Source organism: Micromonospora sp. NPDC003241, from assembly GCF_053589795.1.
In genome coordinates, this window is record NZ_JBSFSO010000004.1 from 1 (window position 1) to 19,729 (window position 19,729).

12 protein-coding genes are annotated in these 19,729 nt (G+C 71.2%); 10 read left to right on the top strand and 2 right to left on the bottom strand.

Translation table 11 applies throughout. From position 1 onward, the window contains the following. Positions 1-310: 310 nt before the first annotated feature. From ACWDVW_RS04810 to ACWDVW_RS04855, 10 genes are all read left to right on the top strand, one after another. A complete protein-coding gene (locus ACWDVW_RS04810; RefSeq protein ID WP_449944886.1) occupies positions 311-1,012 on the top strand; it encodes a tryptophan 2,3-dioxygenase family protein in 702 nt (233 codons plus the stop codon). A gap of 44 nt (positions 1,013-1,056) precedes the next feature. Then, the gene (locus tag ACWDVW_RS04815; RefSeq protein WP_449944888.1) at positions 1,057-2,316 is read left to right on the top strand and encodes a tryptophan 2,3-dioxygenase family protein; all 1,260 of its coding nucleotides are present in this window, start codon (positions 1,057-1,059) and stop codon (positions 2,314-2,316) included. After that, positions 2,313-3,491 (top strand): aminotransferase class V-fold PLP-dependent enzyme, encoded by a 1,179-nt coding sequence (locus ACWDVW_RS04820; protein ID WP_449944891.1) that lies wholly within the window; start codon positions 2,313-2,315, stop codon positions 3,489-3,491. The genes ACWDVW_RS04815 and ACWDVW_RS04820 overlap by 4 nt, the downstream gene beginning before the upstream one ends. Further along, positions 3,488-4,519 (top strand): methyltransferase, encoded by a 1,032-nt coding sequence (locus ACWDVW_RS04825; RefSeq protein ID WP_449944894.1) that lies wholly within the window; start codon positions 3,488-3,490, stop codon positions 4,517-4,519. Before ACWDVW_RS04820 ends, ACWDVW_RS04825 begins: the two co-directional genes overlap by 4 nt. Positions 4,520-4,799: 280 nt before the next feature. After that, a complete protein-coding gene (locus ACWDVW_RS04830; RefSeq protein ID WP_449944896.1) occupies positions 4,800-5,465 on the top strand; it encodes a YceI family protein in 666 nt (221 codons plus the stop codon). A 139-nt stretch (positions 5,466-5,604) separates the two neighbouring features. Further along, positions 5,605-6,237 carry an HNH endonuclease family protein gene (locus ACWDVW_RS04835; RefSeq protein WP_449944899.1) on the top strand — a complete coding sequence of 211 codons (633 nt, stop codon included), beginning with the start codon at positions 5,605-5,607 and terminating at the stop codon, positions 6,235-6,237. Positions 6,238-6,370: 133 nt separating this feature from the next. Next, positions 6,371-7,312, top strand: a complete 942-nt coding sequence (locus tag ACWDVW_RS04840) for an AEC family transporter (protein ID WP_449944901.1) — start codon at positions 6,371-6,373, stop codon at positions 7,310-7,312. 277 nt (positions 7,313-7,589) lie between these two features. Beyond that, entirely contained in the window at positions 7,590-9,032 is a 1,443-nt protein-coding gene (locus ACWDVW_RS04845) for a family 43 glycosylhydrolase (RefSeq protein ID WP_449944903.1), read from the top strand. After that, complete coding sequence (locus tag ACWDVW_RS04850; RefSeq protein ID WP_449944905.1) at positions 9,029-12,304, top strand: discoidin domain-containing protein; 3,276 nt, start codon at positions 9,029-9,031, stop codon at positions 12,302-12,304. The genes ACWDVW_RS04845 and ACWDVW_RS04850 overlap by 4 nt, the downstream gene beginning before the upstream one ends. A 324-nt stretch (positions 12,305-12,628) precedes the next feature. Next, positions 12,629-16,570 (top strand): ThuA domain-containing protein, encoded by a 3,942-nt coding sequence (locus ACWDVW_RS04855; protein ID WP_449944906.1) that lies wholly within the window; start codon positions 12,629-12,631, stop codon positions 16,568-16,570. A gap of 60 nt (positions 16,571-16,630) precedes the next feature. Here the strand turns inward: ACWDVW_RS04855 and ACWDVW_RS04860 are convergent, their stop codons facing one another. Continuing rightward, complete coding sequence (locus ACWDVW_RS04860) at positions 16,631-18,412, bottom strand: sugar ABC transporter permease (protein ID WP_449944909.1); 1,782 nt, start codon at positions 18,410-18,412, stop codon at positions 16,631-16,633. Between the two features lie 181 nt (positions 18,413-18,593). Further along, positions 18,594-19,637: a phosphatidylinositol-specific phospholipase C gene (locus ACWDVW_RS04865; RefSeq protein WP_449944911.1), complete on the bottom strand. Its 1,044-nt coding sequence runs from the start codon at positions 19,635-19,637 to the stop codon at positions 18,594-18,596. Between the last annotated feature and the right edge of the window lie 92 nt (positions 19,638-19,729).

The following is a 19,729-nucleotide window of genomic DNA, read 5'->3' on the forward strand; positions in this document are numbered from 1 at the left end:
CTGTTCTTCTACCTTGTCCCCGGCCCCGAGCCCCCCCCCGCCGCGCACGGGGGGGGGGGCACGCCCCCCCCCCCCCCCCGCCTCGCGCTGTCCGGCGCGCGATCTGAGCCGGACGGGTTGACTGGTTTTCGTCAATATGATAATTGACCGTCTTATTTGGATGACGACTCTCCTCCGCGCCGCCGACGGTTGACTCTCGGTGATTTTCCGGCGACGTCTAGCGCAAGCCAGATCCACGTTGGATAATATCCGGGCGTCAGTCGCCCAGCATTGCCAATTCGGGCTGTGCCGCCGGTGGAGGGACAATTCCGTGAAGCGTGACCAGTCACCTGTGCTACCTGGCGACGGTGCCACGGACTACGCACGTTATATGCGTACGGAGGCGTTGCTCGGGTTGCAGCGGTCCCCGGCGGAGATGATCCACCGCGACGAACTGCTGTTCCAGGTGGTGCACCAGTCCACCGAGCTGTGGCTGAAGCTGGCGGCGGCGGAGCTGGTCGAGTCGGTGGCTCGGGTGGACGCCGGTGAGGTGGTGGCGGCCGAGGCGTTGCTCGGCCGGGCCATCCTCGGTGTCCGGCTGGTCACCGACCAGATGGAGATGCTCCGGTACCTCTCACCAGCGGATTTCCAGGCCATGCAGCCCGCGCTGGGTAACGGCTCCGGTGCCGAGTCGCCGGGATGGCGGCAGGTCCAGACGCTCAGCCGCCGGCTCGGCCGGGCCTTCCACGACCATCTCGACGCCCGGGGCCTCGCCCCGTCGTCGCTGCCCGACCTGGACCCGACGGACCCGACGCACCGGTTGGCCGAGGCGATGGTCGAGTGGGACGAACGGGTGTCCTCCTGGCGGGTACGGCACTACCAGGTGGCGCTGCGGATCGGTGGCCACCCTCCGGCCGGCACTCCGGGCAGCCCGGCGAACATGCTCGCCAAGCTTGTCGGGCACCGATTCTTCCCGGAATTGTGGCAGGTGCGCCTGCACACCCCCGACGCGGAATCCGCCGCTCTGCACTGACGTTTCCTCGGCCCTCGGCCGACCCGATTGCGATCCTCTTCGGAATGTCGAGGTGCGGTTTCGTGCGCGAATTGACTGGCTGGTCGGCGGACGCAGCCGATCCCGATGAATTTCCCTACGACCAGGTGGTCGACGCATTTCACCGGGTCGGCAAACATTTCGTCGACAAGGAACTGCTCGCCCGGCTGGACGAGGCGCGCGCGAGGGTGACCGGGCACGACGAGCCGGCCCGGCTGCTGCGCGACTTCCTCGACGTCGCGCTGGACAAGTGGGACGGCCGCTACGACTACCGCAGCTACCTCGCGCTGCGCCTGCTCCGGCTGCCCGACGGGACCGACGATCCGCCGCCCGACACCGGGCCCGACGCCCGGCGGGCCCGGGACCGGCTGGTCGTCCGGCTGGTCGCCGACGCGGTCTCCTTCGAACTGTCGGCCGCCGCCAAGGTCACCGGACTGCTGCCGGAGCAGCGCCCGGGGCGGGCGGTGGTGGCCAAGCGCTGCCGGCTCGGCGTCCGCGCCGCTCTGCCCGCCCTGGGCCGCCTCGGCCTGCGCACGACGATCGACGACGACCCGCCCGCCACCGCCGCCACCACGCTGTCCGCCGTCGTCGCCGGCCTGGACACCACCGGCGACCCGTCGCTGCGGCTGAGCATGCTGCCGGTCCACGTCACCCACGACGAATACCTGTTCATCCGGGTGCTCCAGGCCTACGAGTGCGTCTTCGCCGGGGTCGCCGACGAACTCCGGGGCGTGGTCGCCGCCCTGTGCACCGGGCCGCCCGCCCCGGCGGTCGACCGCCTCGGGTACGCCCGCGACCTGCTCGGCACCGCCGGCACGTTGTTCTCGCTGCTGGCCACCATGCAGCCCGCCGCGTTCCAGACGTTCCGGCAGTACACCGAGGGCGCCAGCGCCATCCAGTCCCGGTCGTACAAGCTCGTGGAGTCGCTCTGCCGTACACCCGCACCGGACCGGCTGGACTCGGTGGCCTACCGGTCCGTGCCGGAGATCCGCGCCCGGGTGGTGGACGGCCAGCCGACCGTCGACGAGGCGTACCGTCGCGCGGTCCACGAGGGGCGGCTGGACGAACCGTCGCGCCGCCTGATGGAGGTCGGCATGGGCAGGTTCGCCGAGGCCCTGGCGCAGTGGCGGCGGACCCACTACGGGGTGGCGGTGCGGATGCTGGGCCGCCGGCCCGGCACCGGCTACACCGAGGGCACCCCCTACCTGGCGGCGGTACGCGACCTGCCGGTCTTCGACGCCGTCGGCCCGTACCCCTCTCGTCCGACCGGAGGTCGTCCCGCGTGAACCCCGTCGACCCCCTGCCCGGCCCCGACACGCCGGCCTGCCTCGACCCGGCCGTGCACGCGGCGCTGCGCGCCGAGTTCCCGCTGCTGGGCACCTGCGTTTACCTGAACAACAACTCCACCGGCGCGGTGCCCGCCGGTGCCGAGCGGGTGCTGCACGACTACTGGGACACGCTGCGCACCTGGCGCGACGACGCCTGGCAGGACTGGCACGTCGGCCTCGACCGGTACGCCGACTCGGTGGCCGCCCTGATCGGCGCGCCACCGGGCAGCGTGGTCACCGACGCCAACCTGAGTACGCTGCTGGCCCGGCTGGCCTCCTGCTTCGACTACCGGCCGCCCCGCGACCGGGTGGTCGTCACCGACCTGGAGTTCCCGACGGTCCCGTTCGTCTTTCGGGCGTTCGGTCGCTACGGCGCGCGGCTCGACGTGGTCGGCACCGGCGGACCGGACCTCGACCAGGACGCCCTGGAGGCCCGCCTGGACGAGCGGACGCTGCTGGTGTGCGTCACGCACGCCGCCTTCACCTCCGGCGCCACCGTGGACCTGCCCCGGCTGGTGGAGGCAGCCCACCGGGTCGGCGCGCTGGTGGTGGTGGACGCCTTCCAGACCGTCGGGGTGGTGCCGCTGGACGTCACCGCGCTGGGCGTCGACGCCGTCCTCGGCGGCGCGAGCAAGTGGCTCTGCGGCGTCGGCACCGCCTTTCTCTACGTCCGGCCCGACCTGGTGCCGCACCTGGAACCGGCGGCGACCGGCTGGCAGGCCGGCGACCGGGCGTTGACCTTCCGTGTCTCCACCGGTTGGGCACCCGGCGCGCACCGGTTCGCCGGTGGCACGCCGTACCCGCTGACCTCGCTGGTCTCCCAGGTCGGGCTGGACCTGCTGGCCGGGGTCGGCGTACCGGCGATCCGTCGGCACTCGCTCGCCCTCACCCAGCGGGTCCTGGACCGCGCCGCGCAGGCCGGCATCGCCGTGGTCAGCCCGACCGCCGCGCACCGGCGCGGCGGCGTGGTGTTCCTGGACGTGCCGGACGGCGAGGCGGTCAAGCGACGGCTGGCCGCGCAGCAGTTCATCTGTAGTTGGCGCGGCCACCTGCGGATCGGCCCGCACGCCTACAACACCCTCGACGAGATCGACGCGTTCATGGACGCGTTGGGCAAGGAGTTGGGTCGATGACCGTCACGCTCTCCCCGCGCGCGTTGATGAGCCTGCTCGCCAACGGGCCCAAGGCGATGGACGTGCTGGAGACGGCGCTCACGCTCGGGCTGCTCGACGAGCTGGAGCCCGGTCCGGTCCGGCTCGACACCCTGGCCGACGACCTGAAGGTGCGCCCGCTGCGGCTGTACAAGTTCCTCGACTGCCTGGAGAGTCTGGGTTTCCTCGTGCGGGAGGGCTCGGGCGGCGACATCGGCGCCACCCGCTACCGGGCGGTGCCCGGCCTGCGCGCGGCGGTCGAGGCGGTGGTCGGCCCGGACGCGCTCGAACGCGACCGGGACCGCTACCCGTGGCGGCTGCTGCACGGGCGGCTCGCCGACAGCCTGCGGGGCGAGGTGAGCATCGGCGACGACGACTTCGCGTGGCCGCCGAAGACCGACGAACAGACCGCCGACTTCGAACGCAGCATGGCCGTCGGGTTGGGACCGGTCGTCGAGGCGGTCCGGCGGCACGCCGACCGGCTCTGGTCGGGCCGGCGTCGGCTGCTGGACGTGGGCGGTGGCGACGGCACGCTGGCCGCGCACGTCCTGGACACCGCGCCGGAGCTGCGTGCCGACGTCTACAACCTGCCCGCGGTGGCGCCGCTGGTGGACCGCACCCGCGTCGCCCGGGGCCACCCGGACCGGCTCGGTTTCGTCGGCGGTGACTTCCTCACCGAGGAACTGCCCTCCGGCTACGACGCGATCTCCTTCGTCCGGGTGCTGCACGACTGGCCCGACGAGGTGGCCCGGCACCTCGTGACCCAGGCGTACGCGGCCCTGGAACCGGGTGGCCTGCTGCTGATCTGCGAGGAGTTCCGCACCCCCGACCGGCTGGCCATGCAGTTCTTCTGGAGTTACTTCCTGATCGGCGTCGACACCTGTGTGAGCCGGCTGCGTGAGGCCGAGTACTACACCGCGTTGCTCGCCGAGAGCGGCTTCACCGAGGTGACCGTCCTGCCCGGCACCTGGGAGTTGGTGACCGCCCGGAAACCGATCGTGCAGGGCTGACCGTCATCCGTCGGCGTCGCGGTGGGCGATGCATTCCCTCTCGTACGGCAATCGGCTTCGCACACCATTTGACGACCGATTCGCGGAATCGTCCCCCGCTGCCGGGCGGGCCCGCCGAGGGCGGCCGTGATTGTGCTCACGACCGGCACCCCGCAAGCGTGGGGGAGTGCCTTTGATCTCCCTATGCTGGCCAGACGATCGCCCGTTCCCGCCCGCCCCGCGCGGCGAGGCGGGCAGGTGGCGGGTGCCTTGCGCGAGGCGGGGGAGGAAGTGGCGAGCGATGACCAGCTCCACACGGATCTGGGACGGGCTGTCGATTCCCGCCCCCGGCACCTACCGGCTCGATCCGGCGCACAAGCGGATCGGGTTCCTCGCCCGACACATGATGGTCAGCCCGGTGCGGGGCGAGTTCCGGGACGCCACCGCGCAGATCGTCGTCGCCGAGGATCCGCTTGGATCGACGATCGAGGCGACCATTCAAGCGGGCAGTATCGATACGGCGAGTACGGATCGGGACACGCACCTGCGTAGCGCCGATTTCCTCGATGTGGAGACGTTTCCCACCCTCGAGTACCGCAGTACCGGAATTGCGCGACTGGAGAAGACCGATCCGATCTTCTACTGGGCGAAGCTCAGGAACCACCGCCTCGGCCGACGGCCGGCCCCGGAGGAGTCGGCCCGGCCGGCGAGCCCGGCGACCGCCCGGTTCGTGCTCGGCGGTGAGTTGACCGTCAAGGGGATCACCCGCCCCGTCGACCTCCAGGTCGAGTTCGGCGGTGCCCGGCGTGACCCGTACGGGCAGGACATCTTCGGCTTCAGCGCGACGGCCGAGATCGACCGCGAGGACTACGGCCTGGTCTGGAACGTGGTCCTGGAGAGCGGTGGGGTGCTGGTCGGCAAGAGCGTCCGCATCGAGATCGCCGGTGAGGCGATCCGGCAGGCGTAGCCTTCACGCCGCGTTCACCGCAGATTGACGGCGGATACGCATCCATTGATCGCGATGTCTGCGACAATCCGTCTGTCTCTGCCATCCCGTCAGGTGGGACCCCCGCCCACCGTGGCAGGTGACAGTCAGGAGTCGCCCCGTGGCTCACATCCGTACCGTCGCCCTCGGCGCGGTGGCTGCCGTCGCCCTGTCCCTCGTCGTGGCCCCGTCGCCGGCCGGCGCCACCCCGCCCAACATCCCGTCGCACAGCACGGCGGTGAGTCGGCTCGGCGCGCTCACCGTGGCCGCCGAGTCGCACCAGTCCAGCTACAGCCGGGACCTCTTCCCGCACTGGATCACCATCACCGGCACCTGCAACACCCGGGAGCAGGTCCTCAAGCGGGACGGCAGCAACGTGGTCGTCGACGCCAACTGTTATCCGACCTCCGGGTCCTGGTACAGCCCGTACGACGGGGTGACCCGGACGAACCCGGCCGACATCTCCATCGACCATGTCGTGCCGCTGGCCGAGGCGTGGCGGTCCGGGGCCTGGTCCTGGACCACCGCCCGGCGACAGACCTACGCCAACGACCTGGGCGGTCCGGAGTTGTGGGCGGTCACCGGCAGCGTCAACTCGTCGAAGGGCGACCGGGACCCGGCGGCGTGGAAGCCGCCGCGAGCGGCCTTCCACTGCACCTATGCGCGTGCCTGGATCCAGGTGAAGTGGTTCTACGGCCTCTCCGTCGACAGCGCCGAGAAGTCCGCGCTGGCCGGCATGCTCAACACCTGCTGACCTGGATGTAAGGAAGGGACCCCTACTAACGCCTCGTGTATAGGAAGGGTCCCTTCCTTGCATCCGAGCGGTCGCTTCGCGGTCAGAAACTGAATCCCGTTACCATTACTGCTGATCCACGGAGGGGGGCGGGGTGCAGGGCGTACTCACCGGTTTCGCCGTCATCGCCACCGTCATCGCGATCGGCTACCTGGTGGGGCGCATCGGACTGCTGGGGCCGGAGGGGCCTGCCGTACTCTCCCGGGTCTCGTTCTTCGTCGCGACGCCCGCGCTGCTCTTCGAGACCGTCTCCCGTGCCGACGTGTCCACCGTCTTCTCGTCGGCCCTGCTCGTCACGCTGATCAGCACCACCGTCGTCGCGGCGGTCTTCGTGGCCGTCGCGATGCTGTGGTGGCGACGCCCGGCGCCCGAGGCGACGATCGGCGCCCTCGCCGCCTCGTACGTCAACGCGGGCAACATCGGCATCCCGATCGCGGTCTACGTGCTCGGTGACGCCGCGCTCGTCGCGCCGGTGCTGATGTTCCAGGTGGTCGTGATGGCGCCCCTGGCGTTCGCGGTGCTGGAGTCGTCGGCCGCGCGGGATTCGTCGGCGGTGCGGGAACGTCGGTCGGTGATCCGGGCGGCGGTGCGGCCACTGCTGAACCCGATCACCGTCGCCTGCGGCCTGGGGGTGGCCGTGAGCGTCGCCGGCTGGTCGCCGCCGGAGCCGGTGATGCGGCCGGTGGAACTGGTCGCCGCGATGGCGGTGCCCGCCGCACTGCTGGCCTACGGTCTGTCCCTGCGGGGGGCTGCGCCGCCCGGCTCCGGCGACACCGCGTGGGACGTCCGGCTTGCCGTGGTGCTCAAGACGCTGGTCCACCCGGCGGTCGCCTACCTGGTGGCCCGCTACGGCCTCGGGCTGTCCGCGCCGCTGGTGCTGGCGTGCACGGTCACCGCGGCTCTGCCCACGGCCCAGAACGTCTTCGTCTACGCCGTCCGCTACGGCCGGGGCGTCGTGCTGGCCCGCGACGCGATCCTGCTGTCGACCGCGACCGCCGTCCCGGTGCTGATCGCGGTGGCGCTGCTCGCCGGCTGACCAGCGGCCCCGAAAGCAATTCGCATCCTTTTCGATGCGCGGCCCGAGGGGTCGTGTCGGTCGGAGCGCGCTCGACGACGCCTCGCCGGCCGCGTCACGAGGGCGGCCCGGGAGGCCTTGCCGAAATGGTTTTCGGGGCGCACGCTGTCGGCGGACAGTGATATCTGTCGATCATCTGTCGGTCGACACACACCGCGTCGACCTCGCGCCGGTGCCGCTTCCGCCGGTGCCGGCACACCACCCGCCCCCGTCCCGTCCCCGTCGACTGGAGACCTCGATGCGACGACGACCCGTTGTCCGCGCCCTGGCCGCCGGCTGCGCCGCCGCGCTGGCCGCGACCCTCGCCCTCACGGCACCCGCCACGGCCGCCAACCCCGTCATCACCACCATCTACACCGCCGATCCCGCACCGCTCGTGGTCGGCAACACGATGTACGTCTACGCCGGGCGCGACGAGGCGCCGGTGGGCACCAACAACTTCGTCATGCGCGAGTGGCACGTGCTCTCCACCACCGACGCGGCGAACTGGACCCACCACGGCGCCCGGGTCGCCATCGGCACCTTCGGTTGGGCCGGCGCCGACGCCTGGGCCAGCGAGGTCGAGCACCGCAACGGCCGGTACTACTGGTACACCTCGGTCAACGGCAACGGTCCCGGCTGGATGAACATCGGCGTGGCGGTGGCCGACAGCCCGCTCGGCCCGTTCACCGACGCCAAGGGCGGGCCGCTGATCAGCGACAGCACTCCGAACTCCTCGCCGCTGAACATCGACCCCACTGTCTTCGTCGACGACGACGGCCAGGCGTACCTGTACTGGGGCGGCTACTGGGGTGCCCGGGCGGTCCGGCTGGCCGGCAACATGATCGACACGGTGGGCTCGGTGGTCACCCCACAGGGGCTGACCCACTTCTGGGAGGCCCCGTTCATGTTCAAGCGCAACGGCCTCTACTACATGCTCTACGCGGCGAACGACACCCAGGGCTGCGTCACCTCGTCGAGCTACGCCTGCCAGCGCTACGCCACCGCCACCAACCCGATGGGCCCGTGGACCCACCGGGGCGTCGTGCTCGGCCAGGTCTCCTCGACCACCAACCACGCGGGCGTGGCCCAGCTCAACGGCCAGTGGTACATGGTGTACCACAACGCCAACGCGCCCGGCGGCGGCAACTTCCGGCGCTCCGTCGCGGTGGACCGGATGTACTTCAACGCCGACGGCACCATCCAGCCGGTGGTGCAGACCACCACCGGACCACCGCCCAACCTCGGCGGCGGTGTCGCGCCGCCGACCGGCACCAACCTGGCACCCACCGCCACCGCCTCCACCTCGCACGTCTCCGCCTGGGAGAGCCTGGCCGCGATCAACAACGGCGGGGTACCGGCCAGTTCCGCCGACCGCGGCAACCTGGCCTACGGCAACTGGCCGCAGCAGGGCACCCAGTGGATCGAGTACCGCTGGCCGACCGCGCAGAACATCAACCGCACGGCCGCCTACTGGTTCGACGACGGCCAGGGCATCGACCTGCCCGCCTCCTGTCAGGTGCAGTACTGGAACGGCAGCGCGTACGTCAACGTGCCGAACCAGTCGACCTGCCCGGTGGCCGGTGACACCTACAACGTCACCACGTTCGGCTCGGTCAACACCACCCGGCTGCGGCTGAACATCACCTCCCGTACCGGCTCCTCCACCGGAGTCCTGGAGTGGATGGCGTTCCAGTCATGACCGGGACCCCACGCGCGTACCTCGCCGCACTCGTCACCGCCGTCCTGGTCGCCGGCACACTGGTGCTTCCCGGCACACCCGCCTCGGCCGCCCAGACCATCGGCTATCCCACCTTCTCCGGGCCGGCGGTGCCGGCCCCGCCGGTCGGCTACACCACCGGCAACACCATGCGGGCCATCTACGACGCCGAGAGCGCCGGCACCGACTTCTGGATCGACCGGCTGCTGGCCCGCCCGGGCAACGACCCCGCCGGTCCCTGGCTGATGACCCGGGGACGCGGCCTGTTCATGTACACCCACAACCCGTCGGTGATCGGCTTCGGTGGCAACACGGCCTACTGGGACAACATCAGCAGCCAGGGCGCCTACACCGTCACGGTCGGCTCGGGCACCCTCACCGAGCAGGTGGCGCAGCGATGGCAGGCGCCCAGTCACTGGCGCAGCGTGCACACCGGAGGCTCGCTGCGCGTCGACGTCACCAAGTTCATCACCCGGCAGAACGTCGCGGTGACCAACCTGACCGTCACCAACACCGGCTCGACCAGCAGCACCGTGCCACTGCGGGTCACCTCCCCGTACGCCGCCACGGGCAGCGGCAGCGAGCTGACCGGCAGCCGGCAGGTGAAGAACAACCTCACCACCATCCGGCCCCGGCTCTCCGCCGACGGGTTCACCGTCAGCAGCGGCGGCCTGAGCCGGTCGGTGACCCTCGCCGCCGGGCAGAGCGTCACCACCAAGGTGCAACTGGGCGTGGTCACCGACGAGATCCCCGAGTCGCTGACCGAGTACACCGGTTACCGCACCGCCACCCCGGCCGCCGCCTTCGCCACCCACGTACGCGAGTACCACCGCTGGTGGGCGGAGAACGTGCCCTACATCGACGTGCCCGACCCGGCGATCAAGAAGAACGTCTACTACCGCTGGTGGCTGATGCGCTTCAACCACCTGGACGTTGACATCCCGGGCCAGGACTTCCAGTTCCCCACCTCGATCGAGGGGGTGACCGGCTACAACAACGCCATCGTGCTGACCCAGCCGATGCACGTCGACGACCTGAAGTACCTGCGCGACCCGATCCACTCGTACGGGCCGTGGCTGTCGGTCGGGCAGTCCTCGGCCAACGGCCGGTACGTGGACAACCCCGGTGACCCGGAGAACTGGTCGAACAGCTACACGCAGTACCTGTCCGAGGCGGGCTGGCGGGCGTACCAACTGCACGGCGGGCAGCCGGCGATGCTGCACAACTTCGCCCGCTACGCCGAGATGGACGTGAAGGGTCAGCTCGCCACCTACGACACCAACAACAACGGGGTGATCGAGTACGACTGGGGTGCGATGACCGGCAACGACGCCGACGCGGTGTCGTTCCACTGGCGCTCCGGCAACCTGGACCGGGCCGAGGGCGCGTACGTCTACAGCAACGCCCTGGCCGCCGCCCAGGCGTACACGGCGCTCGGCAACACGGCCAAGGCCACCGAGATGCAGACGCTGGCCAACCGGGTACGGGACGGCATCGTGAACGTGCTGTGGAACCCGAGCCGGCAACTCCTGGAGCACCGGCATGTCGCCACCAACACCCACGTGCCGTGGAAGGAGATCAACAACTACTACCCGTACGCGGTCGGGCTGATGCCGAACACCGCCACCTACCGGGAGGCGCTGCGCCTGTTCGACGACCCGGCCGAGTACCCGATCTTCCCCTTCTATACCGCCAACCAGCGGGACAAGGCCGCTGCGGCGGCGGCCGGCAACCCCGGCAGCAACAACTTCTCCACCATCAACTCCACCGTGCAGTTCCGGCTCTACTCCTCGGTGCTGCGCAACTACCCCAACCAGTGGATGACCGCCGAGCACTACAAGAAGCTGCTCTACTGGAACGTCTGGGCGCAGTACGTGAACGGCAACACCCAGTGGCCGGACGCCAACGAGTTCTGGTCCAACTGGAACGGTTCGTCGATCACCTACCGCTCCTGGATCCACCACAACATCCTGGGCAGCAGCAACTGGACGGTCGTCGAGGACGTGGCCGGGCTGCGCCCGCGCAACGACACCACCATCGAGCTGCACCCGATCCCGATCGGCTGGTCCCACTTCGCGGTCAACAACCTGCGCTACCGCAACGCCGACCTGAGCGTGGTGTGGGACGACCCGGCCGACGGGATCACCCGCTACCCGGGTGTCCCGCAGGGCTACTCCATCTATCTCAACGGCACCCGGGTGGCCACCGTGGACCGACTGACCCGGGTGCTCTACGACCCGGCCACCGGGGCGGTCACCCTGCCGGCGGGCGGCACCACCACCTTCAGCACCGCGTTCGCCGGGCTGCAACTGCCGCAGAACGTCAACCACACGGGTGCCCGGATGGTGGACATGTTCGCCAAGGCCGGCGTCGACCTGACCGCCACCACGCCGAACCTGGCCCAGGGCGCGACCACGTCGGCGTCGTACACCGCCTCGGGCACCTCCACCGGTGCGGCGGTCGACGGGTTCCCGACCAACGCGCCGATCTGGGGGAGCACCGGGTCGTCGAACGCCACCGACTGGTACGAGGTGACCTTCGGCCAGACCCGGACCGTCGACGACGCCTGGCTGTACTTCCGGGACGACCGGGCCGGCAACCGCTACCGCGCACCGGCGTCCTACAACGTCCAGTACTGGAACGGCAGCACCTGGGTCAACGCCGCCAACCAGGTGAGGACCCCGGCGGCGGCACGAGCCAACCACAACCGGGTCCGGTTCACCCCGGTCAGCACCCAGCGGATCCGGGTACAGCTCACCCACGCCTCCGGATTCCGCACCGGGCTGACCGAGCTGAAGCTGTACGCCCGGGGCGCTGGCCCGCCGCCGTCGGGCAACCTGGCCGGCTCGGCGACGCCGTCGGCGTCGTACACCTCGTCCTGGGAATCGGTGGCCGCGCTCAACGACGGCATGGACCCGCCGTCGTCGAACGACACGGTCAACCCGCGCTGGGGCACCTGGCCGAACCAGGGACAGCAGTGGGCGGAGCTGACCTGGCCCGCCGCGCAGACGCTGAGCGCGGCGGAGGTGTACTTCTTCGACGACAACGGGGGAGTGCGGTTGCCGGCGTCGTGGCGGTTGCAGTACTGGACCGGCACCGCGTACGCCGACGTGCCGGGAGTCGCCGCGTACCCGATCGCGCTCCACCAGTACAACCGGGTCACGTTCCCGGCGGTGAGCACGACCCGGTTGCGGGTGGTGTTGGAAAGCGGCGTCGGCTCGGTCGGACTGTTGGAGATCAAGGCGACCGGATAGACGGTCGGTGACGACGCGGCGGGCGGGTGCGACACCCGCCCGCCGCGTCCTGCGGTCGCCCCCACGGCGTCGCCGACGAACGGCCGGCCCGAAAAGCGTTATTCGATCTCGACCCGATCAGTCGCTTGTGACCTGCGGAGATAGCGCTCTCACGGATGGCGTCGGAACCCTTGACGGACCGCTGATGCAGCCATCACGATGAATGTCCTGTCCCGCATCTCGCGGCACCCGGCGACCCGTCGGGCGCGTCGCGACAGGGCAGGACTCCACCTCCATCACCTCACCAGGCGTGATCGGCGCACGCCCTCCTCGGAAGGACGTACCGTGCGCAGATCCCTGAGAGCCTGGCTCGGTGCCGCGCTGAGCGCGGTCCTCGTGCTGGGCGGCCTGGTCGCGGCGGCGCCGGCCGCCGTCGCCGCGCCGTTCAGCGTGCTGGTGTTCAGCAAGACCGCCGGCTTCCGGCACGGCTCCATCGGGCCGGGCATCACCGCCATCCAGCAACTCGGCGCCGCCAACGGGTTCACCGTCGAGACCACCGAGGACTCGGCCCAGTTCACCGACGCCAACCTAGGCCGGTTCGCCGCGGTGATCTGGCTGTCCACCACCGGTGACGTGCTCAACGCCGCCCAGCAGGCCGCGTTCGAGCGCTACATCACCGCCGGCGGCGGGTACGTGGGCGTGCACGCCGCCGCCGACACCGAGTACGAGTGGCCCTGGTACGGCGGCCTGGTCGGGGCGTACTTCGCCTCGCACCCGGCCGACCAGACCGCCACCGTGAAGGTCGCCGACCGGGTGCACCCGTCCACGACGAACCTGCCGCAGCGCTGGACCCGGCTGGACGAGTGGTACAACTACCGCACCAACCCCCGGGGCGACGTGCACGTGCTGGCGACGCTGGACGAGAGCACCTACACCGGCGGGAGCATGGGTGCCGACCACCCGATCTCGTGGTGCCACACCTACTCCGGCGGCCGTGCCTGGTACACCGGGATGGGGCACACCGACGCGTCGTACGCCGAGCCGGACTTCCGCCGGCACCTGCTCGGCGGCATCCTCGGCGCGGCCGGCGCGACCGAGGCCGAGTGCGGCGCCACCGTCGACTCGAACTTCCAACAGGTCGAGCTGGCCAAGGGGGCGGCCGAGACCGGCGAGCCGATGAGCCTGACCGTGCTGCCGAACCGGGGAGTCCTGCACACCTCCCGCAACGGCGTCATCCGCTACACCGACGCGGCCGGCAACACCAAGGTCGCCGCCACGCTGCCGGTCTACACCGGCGACGAGGAGGGTCTGCAGGGCATCACCGTGGACCCGAACTTCACCACCAACCGCTGGGTGTACGTCTTCTACGCGCCACCCCTGGACACTCCCGGCGGCGGTGCGCCGGCCACCGGCACCGCGGCCGACTTCGCCCGCTGGGCCGGGGTCAACCGGCTGTCCCGGTTCACCGTGAACGCCGACCACACCGTCAACCTGGCCAGCGAGACGCTGGTCCTGGACGTGCCCACCGATCGGGGCATGTGCTGCCACGTCGGCGGGGACATGGCCTTCGACGCGGCGGGCAATCTGTACCTGTCCACCGGGGACGACACGAACCCGTTCGACTCGGCCGGGTTCACCCCGATCGACGAGCGGCCCGGCCGCAACCCGGCGTTCGACGCCCAACGCACCTCGGCCAACAGCAACGACCTGCGCGGCAAGGTGCTGCGGATCAGGCCCGGCGCCACCGGCGGCTACACCGTGCCAGCGGGCAACATGTTCGCCCCGGGCACCGCGCGCACCCGCCCGGAGATCTACGCGATGGGCTTCCGCAACCCGTTCCGGATGAGCGTGGACAAGGCCACCGGCGTCGTCTACCTCGGCGACTACGGGCCGGACGCGGGCACCGCCGACCCGAACCGGGGACCGGCGGGCAACGTCGAGTTCGCCCGGATCGACCGGCCCGGTTTCTACGGCTGGCCGTACTGCACCGCCCGCAACGACGCCTACAACGACTACACCTTCCCGTCCGGACCGTCCGGCCCGAAGTTCGACTGCGCGGGCGGGCCGGTGAACAACTCGCCGAACAACACCGGCGTCACCCAGCTCCCACCGGCCGTCCCGGCCTGGCTGCCGTACGGCGGGTCCGGCTCGCCGCCGGAACTCACCGGCGGCGGACTGTCCCCGATGGGCGGCCCGGTCTACCGGTACGACCCGGCCAGCACCTCCGACGTGGCGTTCCCGGAGTACTACGACGGGACCTACTTCGCCGGTGAGTTCGGTCGACGCTGGATCAAGAACATCACGCTCGACTCCGCCGGCCAGCCCTTCAAGATCAACCCATTTCCGTGGACCGGCACCCAGGTCATGGACATGGAGTTCGGCCCGGACGGTGCGCTCTACGTGCTCGACTACGGCACCGGCTGGTTCAACGGCGACGCCAACTCGGCGCTGTACCGCATCGAGTACGCCCGCGACGGCCGCGCACCGAGAGCCGTCGTCTCGGCCACCCCGACCAGCGGGGTCGCCCCGCTGACCGTGCAGTTCTCCTCGGCCGGCTCACTCGACCCGGACGGCGACCCGTTCAGCTACGCCTGGGACTTCGACAACAACGGCACCACCGACTCGACCGCCCCGAACCCCAGCCACACCTACACCACCAACGGGGTGCGCACCCCGACGCTGACCGTCCGGGACAGCACCGGCAAGACCGGCACCGCCAGCACCGTCGTCACGGTCGGCAACAGCGCCCCGGTGGTGACCGTCAACACCCCGACCAACGGGCAGACCTTCGCGTTCGGCGACGCGGTGCCGTTCTCGGTCACCGTCACCGACGCCCAGGACGGCCCGATCGACTGCGCCCGGGTCACCGTGAACTACGTCCTCGGCCACGACTCACACGGCCACCAGCTCGGCAGCGTGCGGGGCTGCACCGGGGTCATCCAGACCTCGGTGGACGGCGAGCACGACACCGCGGCGAACATCTTCGGCATCATCGACGCCGAGTACACCGACCGTGGCGGAGGCGGCCAGCCGCCGTTGACCACGCACACGCAGGCGGTGCTGCAACCCCGGACCCGTCAGGCCGAGCACTTCGGGGACTCCTCCGGCATCCAGATCACCCGGCCCGGCAGCGCGCACGGCGGCGCGGCGGTCGGCTACATCGACAACAACGACTGGATCTCGTTCCGCCCGTACGACCTGACCGGCATCCGGTCGTTCAGCGCCCGGGTCGGCGCACCGGCCGGCGCCGGTGGCACGCTCCAACTGCGGGTCGACTCGCCGACCGGGCCGCTGATCGGCTCGACCACCGTGACACCGACCGGCGGGTACGGCACCTTCGCCACGGTCACCGGCGCGGTCACCGCCCCGACCGGCACCCGCACCCTGTTCCTGGTCTTCTCCGGTGGTGGCGGCATGTTCGACCTGGACGAGTTCACGCTCTCCACCAGCACCGGCGGTGGTCCCGGTCCCGGCCCGGACCCCGATCCGGGCACCAACCTGGCGCGCGGCAAACCGGCCCGGGCGTCCAGTGCCGAAGGCGCCTACGTCGCGGCCAACGCCGTCGACGGCGACCCCGGCACCCGATGGAGCAGCGCGTTCAGCGATCCGCAGTGGATCGACGTGGACCTCGGCGCCACGTACGCGGTCAACCGGGTGAAGCTGACCTGGGAGGCGGCGTACGGCAGCGGCTACCAGATCCAGACCTCACCGGACGGCGTCACCTTTACCACCGTCCGCACGGTCACCGGCGGTGACGGCGGAGTGGACGACCTGACCGGCCTGACCGGCACCGGCCGGTACGTCCGGGTCACCGGCACCGCGCGCGGCACCGGTTGGGGCTACTCGCTGTTCGAGTTCGAGGTGTACGGAAGCAGTGGTGGACCGACCGGCCCACCCGGCGGCAACCTGCTGCTCAACAAGCCGACGACGACCTCCAGCGACGAAGGGGCCGGCATGACCGGTGCCCAGGCGGTCGACGGGGACCTGACCACCCGCTGGTCGTCGGCGTTCTCGGATCCGCAGTGGATCCGGGTCGACCTGGGTACGGCGACGGCGATCGGCCGGGTCAAGCTGAGCTGGGAGGCGGCGTACAGCAGCGCGTACACCATCCAGACCTCGAACGACGGCACCACCTGGACCACGGTGCGGACGGTGACCGGCGCCGACGGCGGAGTGGACGAGCACTCCGGACTCGGTGCCAACGGCCGATACCTGCGGATCCACGCCACTGCCCGGGGCACCGGCTGGGGCCACTCGCTCTACGAGGTCGAGGCGTACGCGAGCTGAACCGTCGACGTGGCCGGCACGGACGCCCGTGCCGGCCACACCCGTCCGGCGCCGGGTCGGTCAGGAGTGCTCCGGTGCTCGACCGACCCGGATCGCCAGCCGGTCGAGGTAGCGCACCTGGAGCACGACCAGCGCGATCAGGAACAGCAGCAGCATCGGCAGCGGGAGCAGCGCGCCGAGGGCCAGTTCGTCGGCGGGGATCCGGCCGGTGGTGCCCTGCGCCAGCGCCTCGACCGGTGCGGTCCGGGTGCTCGGGGTCTGTGCCACGATCCACGGCCACAGCAGTTGCCCGGAGCTGACCAGCCAGGTCACCAGACCGGCCAGCAGCACCATCGGTACGGCCGGGGCGAGCATGGTGCGGCCGAACCCGCCACCCGCCCGCCAGCGGGGCTCCAACCCACGGAACAGCAGCGTGAACAGGAACAGCGCGGGGATGCTGACCCAGCCGGGCGGGATCACCCCCAGGAAGGTGTTGACCTGGTCGAAGTCACGGGTACGCAGGTAGGACTCGACGGCGAGCGGCCCGGTGCCGACGAAGAGCCACGGCGCGAACGGCAGCAGGAGCAGTTCGCTGAACCGGCCCAGGGGGCGCAGCCCGCCGATGGCGAAGCCGCCGGCCACCGCGACGGTGATCGTGACCAGCGCCGCGACCAGCGTCGGCAGCCAGGTCCAGATGAGCATGTCGGACAGAGCGGCGCCCGGCACCGGTCCGAGGTCGTTGGTGAACCGGAGGCTGCGACGCAACCACGGCCACGCCACCCACAGCATCAGGCCGACGGCGACCAGACCCACCACGGCCAGCCCGATCCGGGCCGGACCGCTGCCGCCGCCCGTCGGCCCGCTGCTTCCGCCCGTCGGGGCATCCGGCGGGGTGGACGCCGGCCAGGCCGGCATGGCGGTGGCATCGGACGCGGGCCAGGCCGACCCGCCGGTGCTGTGCGGCGTGCTGACGGCGTCGGACGTGGGCCAGGCCGGTGCGGCGGTCGCTGCCGGCGTGGACGGGGTGCGGCTGTCGGCGGCGTCGGCGAGCTCGATCCGGGCGCGGGTGACCAGCAGCAGCGTGGTCGCGGCCAGGCCCAGCACGGCCAGGACGGCGAGCAGCAGCACCGCGTCGGCGGAACCACGGCCGACGTCCATCCGGGCCAGGGACTGCACCACGATGGTCGTCAGCGGGAGCTGGGCGCGGTTGCTGGCGGCCAGCAGCGGTGCCACGAAGCTCTGCAACGTGGCCGCGACGATCCCGAGCACCAGCAGACCGGCCACGGTCGCCGCTGCGGGCAGCGCGTCGGCCGGGCGGCGACGGCCGCGCAGCGTGGCGAGGAAGGCGGTGGTGGCGACGGCGACGACCAGCCCGGCGCTGCCGACGGCGGTCAGTTCCACGAGCGTCGCGTACGGGCTTTCCACGGCCGCTCGGGGCTCGACGCGGTCGAGACGCCAGCCGAGCAGCAGCGCCACCGGGGCGTACCCGGCGACCGGCACGGCCAGCAGGGCGCGGGCCGCGAGCCGGGGCCCGCGACCGGCCCGGTCGGCGAGCAGGGCCAGCAGCGGGGCGACCAGCAGGGCCAGCACGAGCGGCACGAGCGTCAACAGCAGCGCCATCCGGTACTCGCCGACGACGCCCTGCTCGAAGCGCTGTCGATAGTGCTCGGCGCCGACGTCGGTCGTCGGCCCGAGCAGGTTGTCCCGGGTCGTCGACCGCGCGATCGCCAGCCCGGTGGGTAGCAGATAGGACCAGAGCAGGGCGAGGAAGGCGGGAAGCAGCAGCACGAGCCCGATGCCGACGCGGGCACCGGTGCCCAGCCGGTCGGAGGGCTTCGTCACGGAGAGTACCGGGCTGGTCATGGTGCTCCTCGCTTCGTCGGATCCCGGGCCGGGCCCGACGATAGGCGCAACGATCAAGCCGGGCCACCGGAGCGAAGATCTTTCGTCCGCACGGCCCACCAGCGGTGCCGATGCGGCGGGCCCACGCGCCGATCCGCAGGTGGCGGGGGAGAGAGGCGGCGGTCCGTGCCGGAGCGTCGACTCAGCCGAAGGCGTTGACCGCGATGATCCGGTCGACCAGGCCGCCGCCGGGGAAGTCGAGCATGAGCAGACCGGTACGACGAACCGGCGGGTGCACCTGCGGGCCCTCGTTGAGGTACGTCAGCAGGAACGGGTTGACGCCCTGCACACCGAGCGCGCCACCGGCCACCGCGGCCGGGGTGGCGAAGACGCTGGAGCCGCTGGCGAAGTTGACGTACATCCGGGTCGGGTCGCCGGCACTGGTGGCGTCGAGATGCCGGCGTACCCGGTCGCGTTTGGTGGCGATCGCCCCGACGTTCGGCACCTCGTAGTCGTCCTGCACGTAGGTGGAGGAGCCGTGGCCCCAGCCGGCGAACTGCGCCAGCCCGTACTGGCCGTACCGGCCGCCCTGAGGGCCGTGCAGCACCGCGAGGACGACCCGGCCGCGCACCGCACCGAGGGTGGGTACGGCGGCGCCGCCCGCCCGGTCGACCGACGGCGCCCAGAACAGGCCCGGCCGGGCGGCCCGGTAGCGGTCGAAGATGTCGGCGAAGCCGAGCTGACCGGTGGCGTCGGCACACGAGCCGACCTCGCCGGTGCACTCGTGCTTGAGCCGCATCACCACCGTCTCGCTGGGGCGGGCGGTCAGGAAGGTGCCGAGCACCCGCAGCACGTCGTCGAAGTTGGCCTGCTGGTAGGTGGCGCCGTGGTGGATCGTGAAGGTGTTGCCGCTGTTGATCCGGACCCGGACGTCGATCGCCCGGATCCCGGCGTCGAGCTGGGCGGCGAGGGTGGCGGCGCTGTTGCCGTGGTTCTCCTGGGTCTGGGTCCAGGCTCCACCGTGGATGGAGAGGGAGTCGTGGGTGCCGGGCAGGGAGAGCGAGGCGAGACCGGCGGAGTCGGGCAGGCGGCGCATCCAGTCCGGGTTGACGGCGGTGCGCAGTGAGCGGTAGGCGGGATCGGCGGCGAGCGCGGGAGTGGCCGGTGTCAGCAGCGTCCCGGTGAGAGCGAGCGTGCCCGCGAGGAGTCCGGCGGCGGTGCGGCGGCGGAGCGTGGCGGCGACCATGCGGTGAAGGATATCGATGCTATCCGGCTATCCTCCTAGGACACTCTACGGGGAGTGACCTCCCGCACCGGACAGCGCGCGGCCGGGCGCCG

What these genes read in the sequence shown, in the direction of transcription:
- ACWDVW_RS04815 (WP_449944888.1), top strand. Translation starts at nt 1,057, where the DNA reads ATGTCGAGGTGCGGTTTCGTGCGCGAATTGACTGGCTGGTCGGCGGAC.
- ACWDVW_RS04825 (WP_449944894.1), top strand. Translation starts at nt 3,488, where the DNA reads ATGACCGTCACGCTCTCCCCGCGCGCGTTGATGAGCCTGCTCGCCAAC.
- ACWDVW_RS04830 (WP_449944896.1), top strand. Translation starts at nt 4,800, where the DNA reads ATGACCAGCTCCACACGGATCTGGGACGGGCTGTCGATTCCCGCCCCC.
- ACWDVW_RS04845 (WP_449944903.1), top strand. Translation starts at nt 7,590, where the DNA reads ATGCGACGACGACCCGTTGTCCGCGCCCTGGCCGCCGGCTGCGCCGCC.
- ACWDVW_RS04850 (WP_449944905.1), top strand. Translation starts at nt 9,029, where the DNA reads ATGACCGGGACCCCACGCGCGTACCTCGCCGCACTCGTCACCGCCGTC.
- ACWDVW_RS04860 (WP_449944909.1), bottom strand. Translation starts at nt 18,412, where the DNA reads ATGACCAGCCCGGTACTCTCCGTGACGAAGCCCTCCGACCGGCTGGGC.
- ACWDVW_RS04865 (WP_449944911.1), bottom strand. Translation starts at nt 19,637, where the DNA reads ATGGTCGCCGCCACGCTCCGCCGCCGCACCGCCGCCGGACTCCTCGCG.